Annotated in this window: 17 protein-coding genes; 14 read left to right on the top strand and 3 right to left on the bottom strand. The window is 50.4% G+C overall.

Features of this window, described 5'->3' with window-relative positions; all coding sequences use genetic code 11:
* Positions 1-178: 178 nt before the first annotated feature.
* The 9 genes from glnA to ACTHPM_RS12845 all read left to right on the top strand — a co-directional run bounded on the left by glnA (position 179) and on the right by ACTHPM_RS12845 (position 11,730).
* Entirely contained in the window at positions 179-1,603 is a 1,425-nt protein-coding gene (glnA, locus tag ACTHPM_RS12885; RefSeq protein WP_440395966.1) for a type I glutamate--ammonia ligase, read from the top strand.
* Positions 1,604-1,748: 145 nt separating this feature from the next.
* A complete protein-coding gene (locus tag ACTHPM_RS12880; RefSeq protein ID WP_440395967.1) occupies positions 1,749-4,013 on the top strand; it encodes a helix-turn-helix domain-containing protein in 2,265 nt (754 codons plus the stop codon).
* Positions 4,014-4,223: 210 nt separating this feature from the next.
* Positions 4,224-5,219, top strand: coding sequence for an ABC transporter permease (locus tag ACTHPM_RS12875; RefSeq protein ID WP_440395969.1), 996 nt, complete (start codon positions 4,224-4,226; stop codon positions 5,217-5,219).
* Positions 5,220-5,275: 56 nt separating this feature from the next.
* Positions 5,276-6,175, top strand: coding sequence for a carbohydrate ABC transporter permease (locus tag ACTHPM_RS12870; RefSeq protein ID WP_440395970.1), 900 nt, complete (start codon positions 5,276-5,278; stop codon positions 6,173-6,175).
* 126 nt (positions 6,176-6,301) lie between these two features.
* Entirely contained in the window at positions 6,302-8,014 is a 1,713-nt protein-coding gene (locus tag ACTHPM_RS12865; protein WP_440395971.1) for an ABC transporter substrate-binding protein, read from the top strand.
* An 85-nt stretch (positions 8,015-8,099) separates the two neighbouring features.
* Positions 8,100-9,329 carry an alpha-L-fucosidase gene (locus ACTHPM_RS12860; protein WP_440395972.1) on the top strand — a complete coding sequence of 410 codons (1,230 nt, stop codon included), beginning with the start codon at positions 8,100-8,102 and terminating at the stop codon, positions 9,327-9,329.
* Between the two features lie 288 nt (positions 9,330-9,617).
* Positions 9,618-10,709 carry a 3-phosphoserine/phosphohydroxythreonine transaminase gene (serC, locus tag ACTHPM_RS12855; RefSeq protein ID WP_440396250.1) on the top strand — a complete coding sequence of 364 codons (1,092 nt, stop codon included), beginning with the start codon at positions 9,618-9,620 and terminating at the stop codon, positions 10,707-10,709.
* A 128-nt stretch (positions 10,710-10,837) separates the two neighbouring features.
* Positions 10,838-11,302 carry a tRNA (uridine(34)/cytosine(34)/5-carboxymethylaminomethyluridine(34)-2'-O)-methyltransferase TrmL gene (trmL, locus tag ACTHPM_RS12850; protein ID WP_440395973.1) on the top strand — a complete coding sequence of 155 codons (465 nt, stop codon included), beginning with the start codon at positions 10,838-10,840 and terminating at the stop codon, positions 11,300-11,302.
* A 173-nt stretch (positions 11,303-11,475) separates the two neighbouring features.
* Entirely contained in the window at positions 11,476-11,730 is a 255-nt protein-coding gene (locus tag ACTHPM_RS12845; protein ID WP_440395974.1) for an AbrB/MazE/SpoVT family DNA-binding domain-containing protein, read from the top strand.
* 326 nt (positions 11,731-12,056) lie between these two features.
* On the opposite strand, the gene ACTHPM_RS12840 is transcribed toward ACTHPM_RS12845, so the two are convergent.
* Positions 12,057-13,124 (bottom strand): phosphodiester glycosidase family protein, encoded by a 1,068-nt coding sequence (locus tag ACTHPM_RS12840; RefSeq protein WP_440395975.1) that lies wholly within the window; start codon positions 13,122-13,124, stop codon positions 12,057-12,059.
* Positions 13,121-13,528, bottom strand: coding sequence for a hypothetical protein (locus tag ACTHPM_RS12835; protein WP_440395976.1), 408 nt, complete (start codon positions 13,526-13,528; stop codon positions 13,121-13,123). The genes ACTHPM_RS12840 and ACTHPM_RS12835 overlap by 4 nt, the downstream gene beginning before the upstream one ends.
* Before the next feature lie 326 nt (positions 13,529-13,854).
* Here ACTHPM_RS12835 and ACTHPM_RS12830 point away from each other — a divergent pair, with 326 nt between their 5' ends.
* Together ACTHPM_RS12830 and ACTHPM_RS12825 are read left to right on the top strand one after the other, a co-directional pair.
* Positions 13,855-14,511 carry a response regulator transcription factor gene (locus tag ACTHPM_RS12830; protein WP_440395977.1) on the top strand — a complete coding sequence of 219 codons (657 nt, stop codon included), beginning with the start codon at positions 13,855-13,857 and terminating at the stop codon, positions 14,509-14,511.
* 94 nt (positions 14,512-14,605) lie between these two features.
* Positions 14,606-15,829: a PLP-dependent aminotransferase family protein gene (locus ACTHPM_RS12825; RefSeq protein ID WP_440395978.1), complete on the top strand. Its 1,224-nt coding sequence runs from the start codon at positions 14,606-14,608 to the stop codon at positions 15,827-15,829.
* Here ACTHPM_RS12825 and ACTHPM_RS12820 read toward each other — a convergent pair.
* Positions 15,826-16,575, bottom strand: a complete 750-nt coding sequence (locus ACTHPM_RS12820; RefSeq protein WP_440395979.1) for a DUF2161 domain-containing phosphodiesterase — start codon at positions 16,573-16,575, stop codon at positions 15,826-15,828. The two genes, ACTHPM_RS12825 and ACTHPM_RS12820, sit on opposite strands and share 4 nt — an antisense overlap.
* Before the next feature lie 435 nt (positions 16,576-17,010).
* On the opposite strand from ACTHPM_RS12820, the gene ACTHPM_RS12815 reads away from it, so the two are divergent.
* From ACTHPM_RS12815 to ACTHPM_RS12805, 3 genes are all read left to right on the top strand, one after another.
* A complete protein-coding gene (locus tag ACTHPM_RS12815) occupies positions 17,011-18,906 on the top strand; it encodes a PrkA family serine protein kinase (RefSeq protein ID WP_440395980.1) in 1,896 nt (631 codons plus the stop codon).
* 166 nt (positions 18,907-19,072) lie between these two features.
* Positions 19,073-20,080 (top strand): protoglobin domain-containing protein, encoded by a 1,008-nt coding sequence (locus ACTHPM_RS12810; protein ID WP_440395981.1) that lies wholly within the window; start codon positions 19,073-19,075, stop codon positions 20,078-20,080.
* A 165-nt stretch (positions 20,081-20,245) separates the two neighbouring features.
* Positions 20,246-21,265, top strand: a complete 1,020-nt coding sequence (locus tag ACTHPM_RS12805) for a LacI family DNA-binding transcriptional regulator (RefSeq protein WP_440395982.1) — start codon at positions 20,246-20,248, stop codon at positions 21,263-21,265.
* The last annotated feature ends 104 nt before the right edge of the window (positions 21,266-21,369 follow it).

Raw genomic sequence — 21,369 nt, 5'->3', positions numbered from 1 at the left:
TGCTTTAAATGGGTACTCGGCTAAAGGTGTAAGAATACCTAACACATATTAAAAAAATACCTGACATGGATATTGACGATGTCAGGTTTTTCGTTTTATAATGACGACATAAATATTAGATACTGAACGTTCGCGCTAATTAAGTGGGTTAATGTTCGGATATTGGGAGGAAGAGATCATGTCGGTTGAAAACGTGTTGAAAACAATCAAGGATAATGCAATTGAGTGGGTAGATTTTCGCTTTGTAGATTTGTCTGGCCGTGCCCATCACATTTCTTTGCCTGCAAAAGAAGTGGATGAGGAAACGTTTGTGAACGGGGTAGCGTTTGACGGCTCTTCCATCCCTGGTTTCCGGGGCATCGAAGAATCCGACATGGTCATGATGCCGGATCCTGATGCGGCATTCGTCGATCCTTTCACCGCGCATCCGACACTGAACATTATGTGCAACATCTATACGCCGGACGGCGAGCGTTACGAGCGCGATCCGCGCAGTATCGCAGCGAAGGCTGAGGAGTTCCTGCAGGCGAGCGGCGTGGGAACAGCAGCATTTTTCGCACCGGAGTCCGAGTTCTTTATTTTTGATGATGTCCGTTACGAAAGCGGCATGAACAGTTCTTCCTTCTATGTGGATTCCGAAGAAGCCGCATGGAACACGAACCGCAAAGAAGACGGCGGCAACCTGGGCTTTAAAGTCGGCGTGAAGGGCGGATATGTTCCGGTAGCTCCGGTCGACACGCAGCAGGACATCCGCAGCGAAATGTGCCGTCTGCTTGATGAAGCAGGACTGCGCGTGGAGCGTCACCACCACGAAGTGGCTACAGCCGGTCAAGCCGAAATTAACTTCCGCTTCGATACCTTGAAGAAAACGGCAGATAACCTGCTCGTATACAAATATATCGTGCACAACACGGCTCGCCAGTATGGCAAAGTGGCAACCTTTATGCCGAAGCCTCTCTTTGGAGACAACGGCAGCGGCATGCACGTTCACCAATCCATCTTCAACGGCGACACACCTTTGTTCTATGAAAAAGGCGCCTATGCCAACCTGAGCGAAATGGCGCTGCATTATATCGGCGGGATTCTGTATCATGCGCCAGCGCTTCTGGCCCTGACGAACCCTTCGACGAACTCGTACAAACGTCTGGTTCCAGGTTACGAAGCGCCCGTAAACCTGGTATTCTCCAAAGGCAACCGTTCCGCGGCAATCCGTATTCCGGTCGCTGCCGTAACGCCGAAGGGCTGCCGCATCGAGTTCCGTACGCCGGACTCCACGGCGAACCCTTACCTGGCATTCTCCGCCATGTTGATGGCCGGCCTGGACGGCATCAAACGCAAGATTAATCCGGTTGAGCTTGGTTACGGCCCGATGGACAAAAACATCTACGAGCTGAGCGATGATCAAAAAGCGCAGATCCGCAGTGTTCCGGGTACGCTGGATGAAGCGCTTGACGCTCTGAAAGCCGATTACGAGTTCCTGCTGGAAGGCGGAGTATTCACCAAAGAATTCATCGATAACTTTATCGACCTGAAACGCGGCGAAGCCAAAGCCGTTTCCATCCGTATTCATCCGCATGAATACAGCCTGTATTTCGACTGCTAATCCTGCGTTGCGTGAAAGACTGTCCCGTATGGGGCAGTCTTTTTTGGCGTGACAGAACGACAATTTTTCATTCCATTTCCATATTAAAATGGTTATGATGAAACAGCGGCAACCTAAAAGAAGGAAAAATGTACGGGGGTTAAACATGCGAAGATCATGGTACAAACGTCTATTGCTCTCTTATATGCCCATTTTTGTCATTGTGATTACCTTTATATTTTTTGTTTTCTTTCAGCTATTCAGCGAACAGAGCCGGCGGGAGGCGCTCAACGTCAATAAATCGCTCTCCCTGCAAGCGATGCGAATGGTGGACACGTCCCTGAAGGTGATCGACAACATGATCGTCCTCGAAATCATTAACAGCGATCCCTTGAACGGTTTTTTTCAATCATCAGCTGCAAGTGATCCGTATATCAATATCCAAGCCGTCCAGAAGCTCAAGGAAATCATTAATTATTATCCCTTAATCGATTCGATTTATCTGGTGAGGAATTCCGACGGCTATGTGCTCAGCGACGCTACGAACGGATATGTAAGCTCCTATCCGGACCGCGATTTTATCGAGCAATATCAATTATCCAAAACGCCAAAATGGACAGGCGCCAGAAATTTTGAACAATTTAAAATGAAAGGCGGCAAGCAGGTGGTCAGCCTGGTCAGAGGGTCGCCTTACATGAAGAATGATCTCGGCATGATCGTCATCAATGTAGCTGCGGAATCTCTGAACAGGCTTACAAAAGAGATGCTGGATTCCAAGGTCAGCTTCATTCAGGTTCAGGATGCTGCCGGAAATGCCTTGTTCGGCACTTCGATGGATGTGCCGGCATCCCAGGTCTCTTCCCATTACGTATCGAGCTATACCCATTGGAAATATGGAAGCGGTTTGTTAAACAGCAGTATTGTAAGCGCTGTCTCTTTTCTCTATAACCTGTGGTTTATTGTCGGTATCGTCATGATTGTCATCGGTTTCGTTTGGATGATTTATGTTTCAAGACGAAATTCCAAGCCGATTGAGGAAATCGCCGCCCGGTTCAGCAGCTATTCGCTCCCGGCGGTCGGCGGCGGCTGGTGGAAGGGAAAACCGGATGAATTTGCTTTTATTGAATCCGCCTTCGACCACATTTTGGAACAATCCAAGGAGTATCAGGAGAAATACCGGGAGGACCTCCATGTACGGACCCGGTATATGTTCCGCCAGTTGATCGAAGGGGACTCGCCTCCAACCGTTTCCGAATGGAGAACTGAAGCAGCTCGGCTGAATTTGCCGCCACCGCTGGATCGATATCGAATGCTCATCATTGAAATCGATAAGTACGGAGACTTCTGTAGAGATTATTCGAAGACGGACCAAGATCTGCTTAAGTTTACCTTGCGGACGGTGGTGGACGAGATCGCTTCGAAAAGGGACTGCCGGCTGTGGTCGGAGTGGACGTCCCCTTCCAATCTGTCCATCATGCTGTTTGAAGAACGGGGCCAGGACAGCTTCGAGGACGCCGTGCTTGTCCCGTTTGCCGAACAAATCATTGCTTGGACCCATCAAAATTTGAAGTTTACGATTACGATCGGCGTAGGAGGGGACACGGATCAGATTAACGAAATTCCGGATTCGTATAAAGGCGCGATGCAAGCTTTAAAATATAAAATCGTGCTCGGCGAAAACCGTCTGATCCAAAACGAGGATATTTCCAGCCATGGCATCGCCGAGGTGTATACGCATTTGGGAGAAATCCGTTCGATCATCCAATCCTTCAGAATGCTCAAAGATCACTGGAGCGACGACTACGAAACATGGTTCGAGCAGTTGAAGAACAGCTTCCTGAACAATGATGAAATCTTCAGCCTGATGAATTATCTGATTTATTATACCGGCCGCGAAATGTCCGGCATGAGCAAGGAGATTTACAACAGATGGGTGCAGGAAGAATTGCCGAAGCTGACGGAAAAGGTGGATAATTCCTATTCTCTGGAACAAATGAGGCAGGAAATCAAGCATGTGCTGACGGACCATTATGAAATGATGAAAAAGCTCCAGAACGAAAACCAATACTCTAACATCATCAGAAACATATGCGAAATGATTGAGCGGGATTTTGCCAATCCGAACTTGTCTCTTGAAATGCTGGGTGATCGTTTTCAGCTGAACGCCAAATATGTGAGTAAATTATTCAAAGAAAACACCGGACAAAGGTTCGTTGATTTCCTGATCGAGATCCGAATGAAGGAAGCGAAGGGGCTGCTGACAGAAACAGAACATTCTGTGCAGGAGATCGCAGAGCGGGTCGGATATGCCCATGCCATTTCGTTTACACGCGTCTTCAAGAGAACGACCGGCATGGCCCCGGGTGAATACCGGACCGGCCGGAAGGCAGCTCAAAAGGTGGAAAATGATTCAGCAGTAGAAAACGGTTAAGGCGGCGATCCTGCATCGCTGCCTTTTTTTGATGGGAACGGAGCCTGTTAATCAGCGGCCAGTCTGCTTTGAGCAAAGGCGATCATGAAGCCGGAGGCGAAAATGGTTAGGCGTTTTAATTTTTGTTTCTTGTTGCCGGATGACGTTGTTGTATACAATCGGCTTACATTGCCGGACCCGAGAGTCAGGAATACGAAAGGAGCTAACCGCATGCCGAGACTGACCTCCAAGATTCAAACCGAACCAAGCCTGGCACGGGAGCATTCCGTGTCATTGAAACTGCCGCCGGACCGAAGAAAAGGCAAATCGAGAAGAAAGCAGATCAGGCGTCATTGGCAACTGTATCTCGTTCTGCTGCTGCCCGTCCTGTATTTGATTATCTTCAAATACATTCCGATGGGCGGTATTGTAATCGCATTCAAAAATTATAACGTTATCAAGGGAATCTGGGGCAGCGACTGGGTTGGATTGAAATATTTTCACCAGTTCTTCGAGTCGCCGAACTTTTGGCTCTATATCAAAAACACGCTTGGCATCAGCTTCTATGGATTGATTGTAGGCTTTCCCGCGCCCATTCTTTTGGCACTTGCGCTGAATGAGATTCGTAACGGTCTATTCAAAAAGACGGTGCAGATGGTATCTTACGCCCCTTATTTTATTTCTACGGTCATCATGGTTTCGATCATTGTCGTCAACCTGACGCCAAACGTTGGGATGGTCAGCAAGTTTTTTGAGATGCTCGGTTTAAGCAATACGAATTTTATGGGCATGCCGGGCTTGTTTAAGTCCATTTACGTCTGGTCCGATGTATGGCAGTTTACGGGATACGGAGCAATCATTTACATTGCGGCGCTGTCCGGCGTCAACCCGGAGCTCTACGAATCGGCCAAAGTAGACGGCGCGTCCCGCATCCAAAAGATTCTGAACATCGATATCCCGAGCCTCATTCCCGTATCCGTCATTCTCTTGATTCTCAACTTGGGGAACATCATGAAATTAGGATTTGAAAAAATATACCTGATGCAAAATCCGCTTAACTTAAGCACGTCCGAAGTCATATCCACTTATGTGTACAAGGTTGGTTTGCTTGGATCCAGCTTCAGCTTCTCGACGGCAATTGGCCTGTTCAACTCGGTCATCAATCTAATTCTGCTGGTATCCGTCAATTACATCGCCAGAAAGTTGTCCAGCAGCAGCTTGTGGTAAACCGGACCTGCTTTGTTTAAATGACAAAAGCTGCTTTTGGAAAGAGAGGAGACTTTATGTTCAAAGCAACCGCTATACGTGAACCGAAAGGTGACCGCCTGTTTATGTTCCTGATCTATCTGTTTTTATCCGTGGTCCTCATCCTTGTGGCGGTGCCGCTGATCTACATCCTCAGCTCGTCCTTTAGTTCGCCTCAGGCTGTCGTGTCGGGGAAGGTGTGGCTGTTTCCCGTAGATTTTACGCTGGAGGGCTATAAGGCGGTGTTCCGTAATCCGCAAATTGGCGTCGGTTATCTGAATTCGCTTTTTTACACCGTCGTCGGAACGACCATCAATGTAACCCTGACGGTTATGCTTGCCTATCCGCTGGCGAAGAAGACGCTTTACGGTCGTCATTTCTTCATGGTTCTGCTGGTGATCACGATGATGTTTGACGGAGGACTGATTCCGTATTATCTCGTCGTCAAAAATCTCCATCTGCTGGATACGCGCTGGGCCATGATTTTGCCGGGGGCGCTGGGGGTGTTCCAGGTCATCGTCGCGAGGACGTTTTTCCAAACCACAATTCCCGATGAATTGGCGGAAGCTGCGGAGCTGGACGGATGCAGTGACATCCGGTTCATTTACAGCATCGTCCTGCCGCTGTCCAAGCCGATTATTGCGGTCATGACGTTGATGTACGCAGTAGGTCATTGGAATGCTTATTTTGATGCACTGATCTTCTTGCGAAAGCCTGACTTGTTCCCGCTTCAAATCATTCTCCGCAATATTCTGATTTTAAATACCGTTGATGCTTCCATGATGGCGGACGTGAGCCAGATGCAGGCGCAGCAGGGGCTCAAGGATCTGCTGAAATACTCGCTGATCGTCGTGGCCAGCGCGCCAGTGCTCATCATATATCCTTTCGTCCAGAAACATTTTGTTAAAGGTGTCATGATCGGCTCGTTGAAGGGCTGATTTATGGCAGATAAAGACATGAAGGAGGTGAGGCGGTACGTTATTCAGTTGCAGTGCAGGCTTTTGGTGCGAAGGGATGGGGCCAAGCGCCCCGACAATTTTGATGATGAATGGGGGAAATATCCAATGAGAAAGAGCTTGAGGAAGAAAACCTGGTCAGGCGCCATCTGCACTCTGATGGTTTGCGTGCTCCTGCTTAGCGCCTGCAGCGGCTCCAAATCGGCCGATTCCGGCGATCAGGCCAATGGCAAGGCGGCGGACAGCAAGGCTGCAGACGATTTGTTTACGCCCGTAGGTTCCTATCCGATCGTGAAGGAGCCGATGACCATTAAGATGTTCGCGCCTCAGTACGCAACGATCGAGAATATGGATACCAACTTATTTACCAAATACCTTGAGGACAAGACGAACATCAAAATCGACTGGGACCTCGTACCGGATAACGCATTGAACGACCGCAAGCAGCTGATGCTGGCCGGCGGTGATTATCCGGAAGTTATTCTTCACGGGAATTTGACCAAGGAAGAGCAGATGAAATATGGGCAGCAGGGCGTTTTTATCCCTCTGAATGATTTGATCGAACAATATGCACCCAATATCAAGAAAGCCATGCAGGACATCTCCTATATGAAAGCCTCGATTACGACGCCGGACGGCAACATCTATGCGCTGCCGCAGGTCAATGAATGCTATCATTGCGACAATGCGCTCAAAATGTGGATCAACAAAAAATGGCTCGACAAGCTGGGGCTGTCCGTACCGACGACAACCGACGAATTCTATCAGGTGCTGAAGGCGTTCAAAGAAAAGGACCCGAACGGCAACGGCAAAAAGGATGAAATCCCGCTGACAGGCTCGGATGAAATGTGGGCAGGTAACGTATCGGCCTTCCTGATGAATTCATTCATCCTCGATGACTACGTCGACAAGGGATCGGGAACGTTCCTCCGTGTTATCGATGGCAAAGTCGATTTTACGGCAAACAAAGAAGAGTGGAAACAGGGCCTCATTTACCTGAATCAATTGTACAAAGAAGGTTTAATTGATCCCGCGGCCTTCACGCAGAATGCCGACGCGGTTCAGCAAATGGCCAATCGTGAACCGGACAACCTGATGGGTGCACTGTCCACTGCTTTAATCAGTTATGCTTACAGTATGGATGATAAGGCGCCGCGCCATAAGGATTATGTTGCCCTGCCGCCGTTGAAAGGCCCGAACGGCGTACAGCAGACGCTGAATTTTGCGGGCATCGGAAGCTCGCAATTTGCGATTACGAATAAAGCGACGAAAGAGCAGCAGATTGCAGCCATCCGGCTCGCGGATTATCTGTACACGGAAGAAGCGATCCTGTTGGAGGAATACGGTCCTGAAGGCCCAGGGTGGCGGAAAGCGGAGCCGGGTGAAAAGGATATCAATGGACAGCAGGCCAAATATACGGCTATTCCTGCAGCCGAGAAAAAGCCGACGCGTAATGATGCTTGGGAGCAGATCGGTCCATCGCTTAGAACTTATGCGTATCGCGCATCCTGGACGTCCCCTCAGGATCCGCTCGCTCCCGACGGATACGGCACCCGCCTGAATCAGGTCTCCAAGGAATACGAACCGTATCACTCCAAGGAGCAATATCCCGAGGGACTGTTCATAGCGCTTGAAGATGCCGAGCTGGTAGCGCAGATCAAGACGACGCTTGTCAGCTACGTGAAATCCAATATGGCCCAGTTTATTACAGGCTCCAAAGACATCAACAAAGAATGGGATGCTTATGTGAAGGGGCTCGACGGAATGCAGCTGAGCCAGTACCTGGAAATCTATCAAAAGGCATTGGATGCCAGAAAATAACATGCAGAACCTGTTCCCTGCACACGGACATTCCATGTGCGGGGAGAGGATTATCGAACTTCATGGGAAGCAGGTGTATGATTTAATGAACGAACTAGCAAAACCGTCTCCGCAGCAGCTGGCATGGCAGGAAATGGAGCTGGGCATGTTTTGCCATTTTGGCATGAACACGTTTTGCGATCAGGAATGGGGAGAAGGGACGGATTCCCCGGAGCTCTTCAATCCGGAGCAGTTTGATGCCCGGCAGTGGGCCAGAACCGCCAAACGTGCCGGCTTCAAGTACCTGGTATTGACGGCAAAGCATCATGACGGATTCTGTCTTTGGCCGACGCGTACGACCGATTATTCTGTGAAATCAAGTCCATGGAAAGAGGGCAAAGGGGATGTCGTCCGCGAAGTTGCTGATGCCTGCCGGGAGGAGGGGCTCCGTTTCGGATTGTACCTGTCCCCGTGGGACCGGCATGAACCCTGTTATCCGGATCAGGAGGCGTATGATGATTTTTATGCGGAGCAATTAACGGAGCTGCTGACCGGGTATGGTCCGCTGGTCGAAGTGTGGTTCGACGGAGCCGGATCCCAAGGCAGGGAATACGATTGGAGCAGAATCATCGGTCTGGTGGATAAGTACCAGCCGGATGCGATGGTCTTTAATATGGGACGTCCGACGATCCGCTGGGTAGGGAATGAAGACGGCGTCGCGCCTTACCCTTGCTGGAATACGGCGAACACGGCAAGGGAGAGCATGTTCACCAGCGATATGATGACCTGGATGGAAGGAACCCCGGCCTGGGTACCGGCCGAATGCGATGTTCCGATACGCAAGCTTCACTGGTTTTGGCATCCTGACGACGAAGCCAGCTTAAGAAGCCTGGAGGAAGTCATGGATATTTATTACCGCTCGGTCGGCCATGGCGCTACGCTGCTCTTGAATGTATCCCCGGACAACCGCGGGCTGCTGCCTGAAGCGGACGTGAAGCGGGTCATCGAATTCGGAGATGAAATCCGCCGCAGATTCGGGCAGCCGGTTGGCCAAACGAATGGAGAAGGAAGCGAACTACTGCTGACCCTTGCGCACCTTCAGCCGCTAAATCACGCGGTCATCATGGAAGACATCATCCACGGGGAGCGTATACGTGAATACGTGCTTGAAGCATATAGCGAGGGTGAATGGAGGGAGCTACTACGTGGAAGCGCGATCGGGCATAAAAAAATTGATCGTTTCGAGACGATTGAAACCGATCGATTGCGCCTCACGATTCTTTCTAGTGTGGAGAAGCCCTTAATCCGCAGTTTGGCTGCATACCAAGTGGACTGATATAAACGAAGAGGTTATGCCTGTCCGCCCCTGACGGACAGGCTTTTTCATTTATCAGCATACTGCCGCCATCCTTCGCGGGAAGCATTCCCACCGTTGTTTTTTCTAATCCCGCTGCAGCATATTTTATTTCTGTAATGCTTTATATAAGTAAAAGATTTGTGCTAAAGTGGAATGGAAAGGGAATGCGTACCGGGGATGAAGTGTTTGTGCATTTTGGTACTTGATGGTCTCCGGGATACCTGCTATCATTTTATAAAATCAGTTACAGAGAGAGGATGGGGAGTTATCGTGAGCAAGAGAGCTTACAATTTCAATGCGGGGCCGGCGGCACTGCCGCTCGAGGTTTTGAAGCGCGCACAGGACGAGTTTGTTAATTTTCGGGGAACGGGCATGTCCATCATGGAAATGTCGCATCGCGGCAAGGTATATGAGGAAGTCCATCATGAAGCGGAAAGCCGCCTGTTATCTCTTCTCGGCAACCCGAAAGGATACAAGGTGCTTTTCCTTCAGGGCGGAGCAAGCACGCAGTTTGCCATGATTCCGATGAATTTTCTGAGCGAAGGCAAAACGGCAAGCTACGTATTGTCCGGCAGCTGGGCCGACAAAGCCATCAAGGAAGCGAAGCTGATCGGTGAGACGCATATCGCCGCCTCTTCGGAAGCGGATAAGTACATGTCCATTCCAGACCTAGGAAGCATCGAAATTCCCGATAACGCGGCGTACCTGCACGTAACCTCCAATGAGACCATTGAAGGCACGCAGTACCAGCAATACCCGAAGACGGGCAACGTACCGCTGATCGCGGATATGTCGAGCGACATCCTGTGCCGGGAATTCGACGCGGACCAGTTCGACTTTATCTATGCCGGAGCGCAGAAAAACCTGGGTCCTTCCGGCGTCACGGTCGTGATCGCCCGTGAAGAAATGCTGGCGGATTCTCCGAAGCATATCCCAACGATGCTTCGCTACAGTACGCATTTGAAGAACGACTCTCTGTACAACACGCCTCCTTCCTTCTCTGTTTATATGGTGAACGAGGTATTGAAATGGATCGATGAGCAGGGCGGCCTGGCTGGAGTCGAGCAGGCTAACCGCAAGAAAGCGGGCATGATTTATGATATAATCGATAGCAGCGAAGGCTTCTATCGCGGTCCAGTCGATGCCGGCAGCCGTTCGATCATGAACATTACGTTCCGTTTGGCATCGGAGGAACTCGAGAAGCAGTTCATCAAGGATTCGGAGCAAGCAGGATTCATAGGTCTGAAGGGTCACCGGAGCGTGGGCGGTCTGCGCGCCTCCATTTACAACGCCGTCCCTTACGACAGCTGCAAAGCTCTGGTCGATTTCATGGCCGATTTCCAAAAGAGTCATGGATAATGCAGGCTGGAGAGCAGCCTGCCTGAACGTACAGCCTTTCGCCACCATGGCGGAAGGCTTTTTCGTTGCTGTTTTTTGATGAAAATAGGAAACATTAATTCATATCTGAAGGATGGAGTGATTCATTTATGGCACTGCACATCGTGCTTGTAGAACCTGAAATTCCGGCGAATACCGGCAATATCTCTAGAACCTGCGCGGCAACGGATACCCATTTGCACCTGGTCCGGCCGCTTGGCTTCAGTACGGATGATTCGCAGCTGAAGAGAGCGGGTCTCGACTATTGGCATTCGGTGAAGCTTGAATACCATGATTCTTTTGCGGAGGTACAGGAGAAATACCCGGAAGGCCGCTTCTTTTTTGCTTCGACGAAAGCCGTCAAGAGATATAGCGATATCGAATTCCGGGACGGAGATTTCCTCGTGTTCGGCAAAGAAACGAAAGGGCTGCCCGAAGAGCTGCTGGCCGCGAATCCCGAAACGTGCATTCGCATGCCGATGACCGATAATGTTCGGTCCCTGAACTTGTCCAATTCGGCTGCGATCATCGTTTTCGAGGCGCTTCGCCAGCTGGATTTTCCCGGCATGAAGTAAGTTTCTAAAAGAAAGAAATAAAAATTCAAAATGTTAGCAGGATTCGACATCCTCACATCGAACTATTAAGAAAGACCCATTTTTTTGGATTGGAAATGCGGATTCCCGGTCTTGGGAGTACTTTCTAATCATAAAAGAAGTTGACTAGTTAATAGGAGAGGTGTAGTTGGTCTATGAAACCTGCTGGTGTAGTTCGCAAAGTCGATCAGCTGGGGAGAATTGTCTTACCCAAATCGCTCAGAAAACGGTATCAGATGAATGAGGGGGACCCTGTAGAAATTTTGGTGCAGGGAGATCATATCATCCTGGAACGTTATCGTCCCAAATGCGTATTCTGCGGCTCCATGGATGATGTGAGCGAATTTAAAGAACGTTATATTTGCGGACAGTGCCAAACCGATATGGCACAGCTGCAAAAACACGCATAACCACGCATAACCACCGTACAGGCATCACGAGGATTCGTGATGTTTCTTTTTTTCTGGAGGAACACGAAGAAAAAAGGCTTCCTTATTCAGGAAGCCCTCTTGGCCGTGGATTACAGGCCTTTGGTTTTATCTTCGTTATAACCTGCGGTTAGGATGCCGGTCAGGAACATGACAAGCACTACTGCAGTAATCCAAAACACTAATGAGAACGACATGAAGGCCACCTCCCGCTAATCTACCATGCTCATTAAGAATATTATACCCAGACTTTCGCGAAAAATAAATGAGAATTGTCCAAGTTTGTGAAATTAAAGGGATACCCCATGCTACTTGTAAAATAAGAAGTGGGTTGGCACCGGCCGCAAACTGCCGTCTGACGGATGGTTCACCACGCGTCCGTTCACGATGAGGGACGAGGAGCCGCCGCCGTCCAGATTATAAGCATCCTGAACGCCAAGCCCGTACATCTTGCTTTGCAGCTCTTGAAGCGTGGCTCCGGAGCTTCCGTTCTCGTTATAACCGTCGACCACGATGACAAGCAGCTGATCATCCTTGTAATTGCCGATGACCGTACGCGGCGCGCGCTTCGGCGATATCTGCCATTTGTCCGGAATTGGCATCGGTTGTCCATTCTTGAGCAGCACCGGCACGAACGTGGCCCCGAATTTCGGCTTTAAGCTGTCCAGCTGGGTCTGGCTGCTGAACTTGCCGCCGATCAGCTTGCCGGAAGGGTCGAGCCCGACGAAGAACAGATCTTTGAAGCTGGATTCAAAGCCAGTCAGGTATTTGCCGTTCATGACCGTCGTGCTGAGCGGATAACGCTTGCCGCCATTGTCTGCGAAGCCGCCCGCATTGATGCCGGCTACGGCCCCGTGTCTCTTCACGGCCTGCATGGTGGTCTCCGAGCCGCCCATTTGATCCCGCCCCAGACTCATCTGCATGGCTGCAGGGTCTTTAAGCTTGACCTTCATGGCGTAGCCCTGATACACACCCGGATTCACCCGGTACAGCTCGATACGTATCCGGTCGCTCTCGACGCGTTCGAAAGGAGCGCCCAGCTTGGCCGTAATCCGGCGGTTATAAATGATTTCCGGCCGCATCGCCTGGGTCTTCGCGTTCGTCACGATGGAATTCATGGCCGTGGTCGTTTGTTTGTACAGCGCCGATTGTTTCCGTATGGAAGCGATGGTCACTTTGACGGATTGATCGGCCTTGTCCAAATTTTGCTTTAAGTGTTCCGTCTGATTCTTTAAGGAGACTTCGGGAACAAAAGACGCCGTATCGGTCTCCAGATGCATCGGCTTCACGCTGAATAATAAAAATAGAAAAAGTCCTAAAAAGGGCGCAGTCGCAAGTAAAAAAAATCGGTTGATCTGCTTTTTCTCAATGTTCATTTGAGCAGATCCATCTTCTGCTGCAGTGCGCTCAGCTGTTTTTTGACTTCATTCAGCTGCGTATACAGCTTGTTGCTGTTATCGGTTTTGCTGGTGGCGTTATCTTTGGTAAACGTCAGCAGCTCATTAAACGACTGTACCTTGCTTTCCAGCTCCTTCACTTCACCGGACAGAGCTGCAAATTTTGCCTCATAGCTCATTTTCAGCTCGTTCATCTGCTTCTGGGAATCGGCTTGAAGCTGCTGAAGCATTTCATGTTTAACATGATTGCTGTATAAATAGGCGGCGGTAATTCCTGCAGCAATAAGCAATACCCATATCAGCAGTATGATTTTCACTGAGGGGGATTTGTCCCGTTTCGTCCGGTTTTGATAAGGTGCGGAAGGCTGTGTTGAAGATTGCATTTATCATCACCCCGGTTACAACTGGATTTTTTTCCAGTCCTCATTCTAACATTCCCCTGCTTATTTCGCAAAAATGAATCTAAAGTCACAGAAAAGCCTAAAAAGAGATTGCACCAAATGGAAGCGTTGCGATACAATCTTGTTAGATTATTTGCAATGTAGGCAGAACGACACTGAACTTTAACAAATTTTAGTAAAAAGTGCCTCCGACACCATTCTACACGCTTCATACGTCTTGAAACAAGCATTTAACGCGTTATTCGACATAGCCGAATTATACATCCATGTAATCATTCCACTCTATTTCGCAGGGGGTTTCAATTGAAATGACGAAGGTTTGGCGGGTCGTGATTGTAGACAGTCACCCCACAAGTATGCTGGGAACCAAATTAATTCTGGAAGAAAAGGAAGAATTGAAAGTCACGGGTATGGCTTCGAACTGGGATGAAGGACTGATGCTGGTTACGGAGCAGCAGCCGGAACTGGTGCTCTTGGACTACCAAATGCCGGAAGGAACCGCGGAAACGATTCTGGAAAAAATGTCGCACGCCGCGCCATCGAGCCGCATTATCATTTTGACGGACACGGATGGCATCAAATTGCTCCATTCGGTTGTCAATTTGGGCGGAAGCGGCATTCTGTCCAAACAGGCATCCGCGGCCCAACTGATGCTCATGATCGACGGTCTGCGGGAAGGCCTTGCGACGCTGCCGATGGATTGGCTCAAGAACGGGATCTGGCAGGTACAAACTCCGGTCATCGATGGGGGCATGTACCATCTGACGGACACCGAGGTTTTTATCATGGAGAGGATCGTGCAGGGCATTACATATGATAAAATCGCAACCGAAATTGCGGTGAGCCGAAGATCGATCGACAATTACCTGCGTAAAATCTACGTCAAGCTGGGAGTATCCACGCGGGCGCAGGCCATTGAAAAGTTTGCACTGACTGCGCGTCAAAAAAGTCCTGTTTTCAATTAAACCGGGATATATATACATGTGAGGATTTTCATAATCCTGATGGAGTGCATCATAAGCCAGAGACGGTGGATAGGAACTGGAAGGAGGAGATATCATGCGGTATTCGTTTGCGGAGCGCACGAAATCCATGCTGGCATCGCCGCTTCATTTCATGAGATCGCTGCAGGCCCGGAATTCATTGATCTCTTTTGCAGAGGAGCTGCCTGCGGAGGAGCTGTTTCCGCTGTCGTCGCTGGAGGCTGCCGCGGCAGCCGTCATATCCAAAAGCCCTGCGGCGCTGCAGTACGGCGAGCCCCAGGGCTATTTGCCGCTCCGGGAATGGCTGTGCGGTAATTTTAAACAGATGAAGCATACCGAAGTGGAAGCCGATCAGATTTTGCTGACCACAGGCAGCCAGCAGGCATTCGATTTGCTGGCCCGCGTCTATATCGAGCCGGGGGATCCGGTTCTGGTGGAGCATCCGACATCACCGGGCTTTTTGCAGATTCTGCGCATGCAGGGGGCGGATATCGTACCGGTAGAAGGGGATGGGGAGGGCATCAGCCCGGGTGACCTGCTCCGGCAGCTTGCGAACCGCCGGCCCAAGCTGCTGCTGATCTCGCCCAACTTCACGAATCCGACGGGAATCCTGTGGAGCACTGAACGGCGTAAGGAAGTGCTGGAGATATGCAAAGACCGGGACATTCTGATTTTGGAAGACAATTCATACGGGGATTTGCATTTTGGGGGCATCACCGAGGACCAGTTCTATAACCAGTATCCGTCCTTGTTCGCGCTTGATGAGGCGGGAAAAGGAGGCCAGGTGCTCTACATCGGTTCCTTCAGCAAGACGGTCGTTCCGGCGCTCCGGACGGGCTGGGCCGCGGGCAGCAAGGTACTGATCGACACGATGGTCATGGCCAAGCAGCTGGCCGATTGGCAGTCAAGCCATTTTAACCAGTGTCTGCTGCACTACCTGCTGGAATTTTCCACCTTTGATATCCGCGATCATGTGCAGATGCTGAATCGTGAATATGAGACCCGCCTCAAGCTGATGACGGAGCTTATGAAGCGCCCCGCCTGGAAACATACGAGTTATACCGTACCTGAGGGCGGCATGTTTATCTGGGTGAAGCTCCCGGAGGGTCTGGACAGCGTAGCGCTGCTGAAATGCTCGCTTCAGAAGGGAGTCACCTTCCTGCCCGGGACGCTCTGCCATGCCGATGGGGAGGGCAGCGGGTATATTCGTCTGAACTTCACCCATCCGGGCCGGGATGAGCTCTTGCTCGGCATGAGTTTGATCGGCGAGGCCATCTCGGAATTCACCGCCCGCAGTTAAATTTTGTCTTGGTCCTTGTCACCGGGAAGCGACGAAGGGGCTGTTTCGATGATGGCTGCATAAAGGTTCAGGCCTTCCGAGCCTGCCGGTGTCAGAATATAGCGTCCGCGGCCGATCCGGTCGAACCATCCATAATAGTTATTTCGCAAAATTGCGGCGGTGTTGCCGATGCCGGTAAGGTCCCTCAGCGAAGCGGGGGAGGCGCCTTCCGGCGGCGCGCTGGCCAGCGCAAGCGCAACGCGCAGCGCTTTCTCGCGGTAGGCAGTCATCAGCTTTGCGCGGCTGCTGCCGCCGACGTTGTAATCGCCGCTTCGTTCATGGAATTCGTAAAGAAGACGCTCGGTGCGTCTTTTTTTGATTTTTGGCGGTGCATCATGCTGCTCCGGTTCGCACAGCACCTCAACGAAGGGCTTTTTCGTTTTGAAGAAGGTGATCGTTATCAGACCGAAGCCCAGCTTGCGGCACAATTTCGTGATATCGCCCCAGCGCTGGTTCACGGCTCCGCGTTTGGTCCTGCTGCGTTCGACGGCCAGATAGACCTGAGAGCTCATTTGCAAACGTTCCATCCCCTGCAGAAGCAGGGCCAGATTGAACGTTTTTTTCATTTCCACGATTAAAGGCTCGGACCGGTCCGGATGAACCCCGACCAGATCGCAGTTCCGGACTTCTCCCTTAATTTCATAGCCATGCTGCTCAAAAAAAGCCTTGAGCGGCTCATACAGCTCGGTTTCATGCTGTACGGTCATGTCGATTCCCCTTTGCTCAAAGACGGCCAAGCCGTCATTTCTTTCGTTTCCTTTATTATAACATTCGATAAAAATACGTGTTCAAAAAGGACGGTTTTCAGCACCAAGAAGATTGAATGAAGATAGGGACTGAGAAGCGGAGCGTACGTAATGGGTACGTGAGCATCGGAAGGCCCGGCTGAATTCAATATTCGATGTCGAATCAGCTTCCTGAAATACATCGTGATCAAAAGCGAATTTTTTGAATTACCTTTAAAAGACAATCCTTCTTTCGCGAAAAAATAGGTCAACTAATCCCCATTTTCAGCATAGGTATGTAATACACTTTTTGATTTGAGAGTCATCCGATAAACGGGATCTAACGGGAGGAAGTTGACCCTTGACGCTTTGATGGATTTTTTGACAACTCAAAACGTAGTCATAGGAGGTACTAGCATGGATATTTTCGAACGCGTAGCGGCCTATCGGGCAGAAAGCGATCAACTTGCATGGAACGGCACTTTTAAAGATTACGTCGAACTGCTCCGTCAAAATCCTTCACCGGCCATGACGGCTCATGCCCGCGTCTATGACATGATCAAGTCGTACGGCGTGGAGGAGGTGGGCGGCCATAAGCGCTATAAATTTTTTGAGCAGGAAATCTTTGGCCTGGACCGTTCGGTGGAGAAGCTGGTGGAGGAATACTTCCACTCCTCGGCACGGCGGCTCGACGTCCGCAAACGGATTTTGCTGCTGATGGGTCCGGTGAGCGGCGGCAAATCCACGTTGGTAACGCTCTTGAAGAGGGGTCTAGAGAAATATTCGCGAACGGAACAGGGCGCACTATACGCAATTGACGGCTGCCCGATGCATGAGGAGCCGCTGCATCTGATTCCGCTCGAGCTGCGTCACGAAGTGGAGAAGGAGCTGGGCGTGCGGATTGAAGGAAACCTGTGCCCGTCCTGCCAAATGCGGCTGAAGCTGGAGTATGGCGGAGACATCGAAAAGGTGCCTGTCACGCGGGTCATTATTTCCGAGGATGCGAGAGTCGGGATCGGGACGTTCAGCCCATCGGATCCCAAATCGCAGGATATCGCCGACCTGACGGGCAGCATCGACTTTTCAACGATCACGGAATTCGGCTCCGAATCCGATCCTCGCGCATACCGTTTCGACGGCGAGCTGAACAAGGCCAACCGCGGACTGATGGAGTTTCAGGAAATGCTCAAGTGCGACGAGAAATTCCTGTGGAATCTGCTGTCCCTGACCCAGGAGGGCAATTTCAAGGCGGGACGGTTCGCGCTGATTTCCGCGGATGAGCTCATCGTGGCTCATACGAACGAAGCCGAATACAAAGCGTTTATATCCAACAAGAAGAATGAAGCGCTGCAATCGCGGATGATTGTCATGCCGATTCCATACAATTTGAAGGTATCCGAGGAAGAGAAAATTTACAACAAGCTGATATTGCAAAGCGACATGAAGCATGTGCACATTGCGCCGCATGCCCTTCGTTCCTCGGCTATTTTCTCCATCCTGACGCGGCTGAAGGAAACGAAGAAGCATGGCATGGACCTGGTCAAGAAAATGCGCATGTACAACGGCGAGGAAATCGAGGGCTTCAAAGAAGCCGACCTGAAGGAAATGCAGACTGAATATTTGGAAGAGGGCATGTCCGGCGTCGATCCGCGGTATGTCATTAACCGGATATCCAGTGCTTTGATTAAGCAGGATCTCCAATGCATTAACGCGCTCGATATACTGAGAGCCATTAAAGACGGGCTGGATCAGCATGCCTCCATAACGAAGGAGGAACGGGAACGTTACCTCAATTTCATCGCCGTCGCGCGCAAGGAATATGACGAGCTGGCCAAGAAAGAAGTGCAAAAAGCGTTCGTGTATTCTTTTGACGAATCCGCCAAAACGCTGTTCGAGAACTATCTGGATAACATCGAAGCCTTCTGCAACATGACCAAAATCCGTGATCCGCTGACGGATGAGGAGATGAACCCGGATGAGCGGCTGATGCGCTCGATTGAAGAACAGATCGGCATTTCGGAGAATGCGAAGAAAGCGTTCCGGGAAGAAATCATGATCCGCATTTCCTCCTACTCACGAAAAGGGAAAAAATTCGAATACCATAACCATGACCGGCTGCGTGAAGCGATCGAGAAGAAGCTGTTCACCGATCTGAAGGATATCGTCAAAATCACAACGTCCACCAAAACGCCGGATGCCAACCAGTTGAAACGGATCAATGAGGTCAGCAAGAGGCTGATGGACGATCACGGGTACTGCCCGGTATGCGCCAACGAGTTGCTGAAGTACGTGGGAAGTTTGCTGAATAGGTAAACGGACGCAGGACCGTCCTCGAAAGAGGGCGGTTTTTTTGTCGTTTTCTTTAAAAATATTAAACAAAGAGTAAAATTCTAGTGGATAAGCGGTGAATATGGTCTATAATATACAAAGTTGCTGTATCAACGGAAAATTATAGGTATATAGAAGGAGCCCTTTCTACATGATTAAAGTGTCCCAGAAACGGAAGAAGCAGATCGATTATATCCGGCTGACCGAAAAAGACATGGAGAATTTGCTGCAGTTCCGCCCCGTATTTGCCAAAGTCGTCGAGGAAGTGGTCGATCATTTTTACAAGCATATTGCGACAGAGCCGGAGCTCATGGATCTGATCAAGAGAACGACGACGATCGAGAGATTGAAAGACACGCAAAGAGATTACTGGATGTCCCTCGCCGACGGAAAAATCGATGACGCGTACTTGGAAAAAAGAATTGCCATAGGGCTCGTGCACTCGCGTGTCGGGTTAAGCGTAGAATACTACCTCGGCAGCTATATGACTTATCTGGATATCGCGACGGACTTGATGCGCCAGGTCGTCCCGGATGAGTGGGTATCCGTGATCCATTCGCTCAGCAAGATGTTTAACCTGGATTCGCAGCTGGTGCTGGAGGCATATGAACTGAAGGAAAAAGAGAAGCTGAAGGATCTGGCCGATGAAAAAGAGCATGTACTGCAAGCGGTTACAGAAGTCGTGCAGCAGTTGACAGGCATGATAGCCGAGCTGAATGAAAGCGCGGGACAAATTGCGACATCGGCGCAGGTAACCGCGGATTCCCAAGAAACGGCCCACGTCTTGATGGACGAGCTGCATGAAGATGTGAAGCAGATCGAAAACATGGGCTCTCTGATAAAAGGGATTGCGGACCAGACGCATCTGTTAGGCCTGAATGCCGCGATTGAGGCGGCGCATGCAGGGGAAATGGGCAGGGGCTTTGCCATTGTGGCCGGAGAGGTCCGCAAGCTCGCCGCGCATTCCCGTGAGGCTTTGGAACAGATTCAAGATAAAGTGGCGGGCATTATGCAGCGTCTCGGCAGTGTGCGAAGCGAAACCGAGAAAACGACGGTCCATGCCAGAGAGCAGGCCAGCAGTTCGCAGGAGCTTGCTTCCTTCGTCACGATGATCGAGAAGCTGACCCAGGACTTGGCGGACATTCAGAATAAAAGCTGAATTTCATGCTCGAAGAAGGATTGCCTTTTCCAGTTTCATGCAGAATTCTCTATATCTATGGCTACTTTTTTCAAGTATAATAGAGTAAAACATCATGAATACAAGGGATAAAGGAACTGTTGTTGAAACGAGTTATAGCAATCCGTAGTTCGAGGTGATCTGATAATGGCTTCAATTCATGATGTCGCCAAGGAAGCAGGAGTTTCGGTAGCGACCGTGTCCAAGGTAATTAATCATTATCCGGACGTCAGCGAGAAAACAAGAAAAAAAGTGAAAAACGCGATCGAGCTGCTTCGTTACAGACCGAATGTCATCGCAAGGGGTCTGGTGACCGGAAGATCGTGGACTGTAGGAGTCCTCATTAATATACCTTTTACCAATCCATATGTGTCGATGCTGCTGGAAGGCATCAAGACGGCGCTGGAGGACAGCGGATATGATCTGATGCGTCTATCTGCCCGGCTGAATGACCCGGACTATTCTTTTATCGACCACTGCCAGAGCCGCAATCTGGACGGCATCGTGGTATTCGGGGTAGAGAAGGATCACCGCTGCATTCAGGAGCTGATCGAATCGGGAATCCCGACGATGTTCATCGATACGGATGCTACCGGCCATCGGGCAGGCAACATTACGACGGATAACCGGAACGGCGTACATAAGGCTGTTCAACACTTATACGAGCTGGGGCACCGGCGGATTGCCTATTTGGCAGGCATACCCGGGCAGCCCGTGAACGAAGGCCGATTGGCCGGGTACCAAGAAGGTCTCGAGGCGTTCTCCATACCGTACCGTGAGGAATATGTTCTAAGCGGAGATTATTCTTACGACAGCGGCATTCAGGGAGTGGAGAAGCTGCTGCAGATGGATCCGCGGCCGACGGCAATCGTCTGTGTGTCCGACATGACGGCTTTCGGAGTCATTCACGCCATTGAAGCGAACGGCCTTTCCGTGCCGGATGATATATCGGTCGTAGGGTTCGACAATATTTTCGAGGCGGAGCTGTTTAAGCCGGGATTAACTACGGTGAATCAGAATATTCACGCGATCGGCGTCAAAGCGATTGAAGAGCTGATCTCGATGATCAAAAGCACGGAATATCCGCCGCCGGTCGTAACGGAGCCTTCCAGTCTGGTGGTGCGGGCATCATCAGCAAGATGCAAGGTAGCCAGTGATGCCAATTGAATCAGGACTTTAGAGCATGCCGCCTTCGGCATGCTCTTTATTATGGCCGTCGTTTCATCTAGGGACATATTTCTTTATAATGAATGGAGCGTAGGCTTCACATG

This window comes from Paenibacillus sp. SAFN-054 (assembly GCF_051966755.1).
In the GTDB taxonomy this organism is placed as follows: domain Bacteria; phylum Bacillota; class Bacilli; order Paenibacillales; family Paenibacillaceae; genus Paenibacillus_AQ.
Note: the sequence above shows the minus strand (reverse complement) of the source record. Positions and strands in the feature narration are given on the sequence as shown.

Excerpts from the sequence above, each read along its gene's own strand:
- glnA (WP_440395966.1), top strand. The coding sequence starts at position 179 with ATGTCGGTTGAAAACGTGTTGAAAACAATCAAGGATAATGCAATTGAG.
- ACTHPM_RS12880 (WP_440395967.1), top strand. The coding sequence starts at position 1,749 with ATGCGAAGATCATGGTACAAACGTCTATTGCTCTCTTATATGCCCATT.
- ACTHPM_RS12875 (WP_440395969.1), top strand. The coding sequence starts at position 4,224 with ATGCCGAGACTGACCTCCAAGATTCAAACCGAACCAAGCCTGGCACGG.
- ACTHPM_RS12870 (WP_440395970.1), top strand. The coding sequence starts at position 5,276 with ATGTTCAAAGCAACCGCTATACGTGAACCGAAAGGTGACCGCCTGTTT.
- ACTHPM_RS12865 (WP_440395971.1), top strand. The coding sequence starts at position 6,302 with ATGAGAAAGAGCTTGAGGAAGAAAACCTGGTCAGGCGCCATCTGCACT.
- ACTHPM_RS12860 (WP_440395972.1), top strand. The coding sequence starts at position 8,100 with ATGAACGAACTAGCAAAACCGTCTCCGCAGCAGCTGGCATGGCAGGAA.
- trmL (WP_440395973.1), top strand. The coding sequence starts at position 10,838 with ATGGCACTGCACATCGTGCTTGTAGAACCTGAAATTCCGGCGAATACC.
- ACTHPM_RS12845 (WP_440395974.1), top strand. The coding sequence starts at position 11,476 with ATGAAACCTGCTGGTGTAGTTCGCAAAGTCGATCAGCTGGGGAGAATT.
- ACTHPM_RS12840 (WP_440395975.1), bottom strand. The coding sequence starts at position 13,124 with ATGAACATTGAGAAAAAGCAGATCAACCGATTTTTTTTACTTGCGACT.
- ACTHPM_RS12835 (WP_440395976.1), bottom strand. The coding sequence starts at position 13,528 with ATGCAATCTTCAACACAGCCTTCCGCACCTTATCAAAACCGGACGAAA.
- ACTHPM_RS12830 (WP_440395977.1), top strand. The coding sequence starts at position 13,855 with ATGACGAAGGTTTGGCGGGTCGTGATTGTAGACAGTCACCCCACAAGT.
- ACTHPM_RS12825 (WP_440395978.1), top strand. The coding sequence starts at position 14,606 with ATGCGGTATTCGTTTGCGGAGCGCACGAAATCCATGCTGGCATCGCCG.
- ACTHPM_RS12820 (WP_440395979.1), bottom strand. The coding sequence starts at position 16,575 with ATGACCGTACAGCATGAAACCGAGCTGTATGAGCCGCTCAAGGCTTTT.
- ACTHPM_RS12815 (WP_440395980.1), top strand. The coding sequence starts at position 17,011 with ATGGATATTTTCGAACGCGTAGCGGCCTATCGGGCAGAAAGCGATCAA.
- ACTHPM_RS12810 (WP_440395981.1), top strand. The coding sequence starts at position 19,073 with ATGATTAAAGTGTCCCAGAAACGGAAGAAGCAGATCGATTATATCCGG.
- ACTHPM_RS12805 (WP_440395982.1), top strand. The coding sequence starts at position 20,246 with ATGGCTTCAATTCATGATGTCGCCAAGGAAGCAGGAGTTTCGGTAGCG.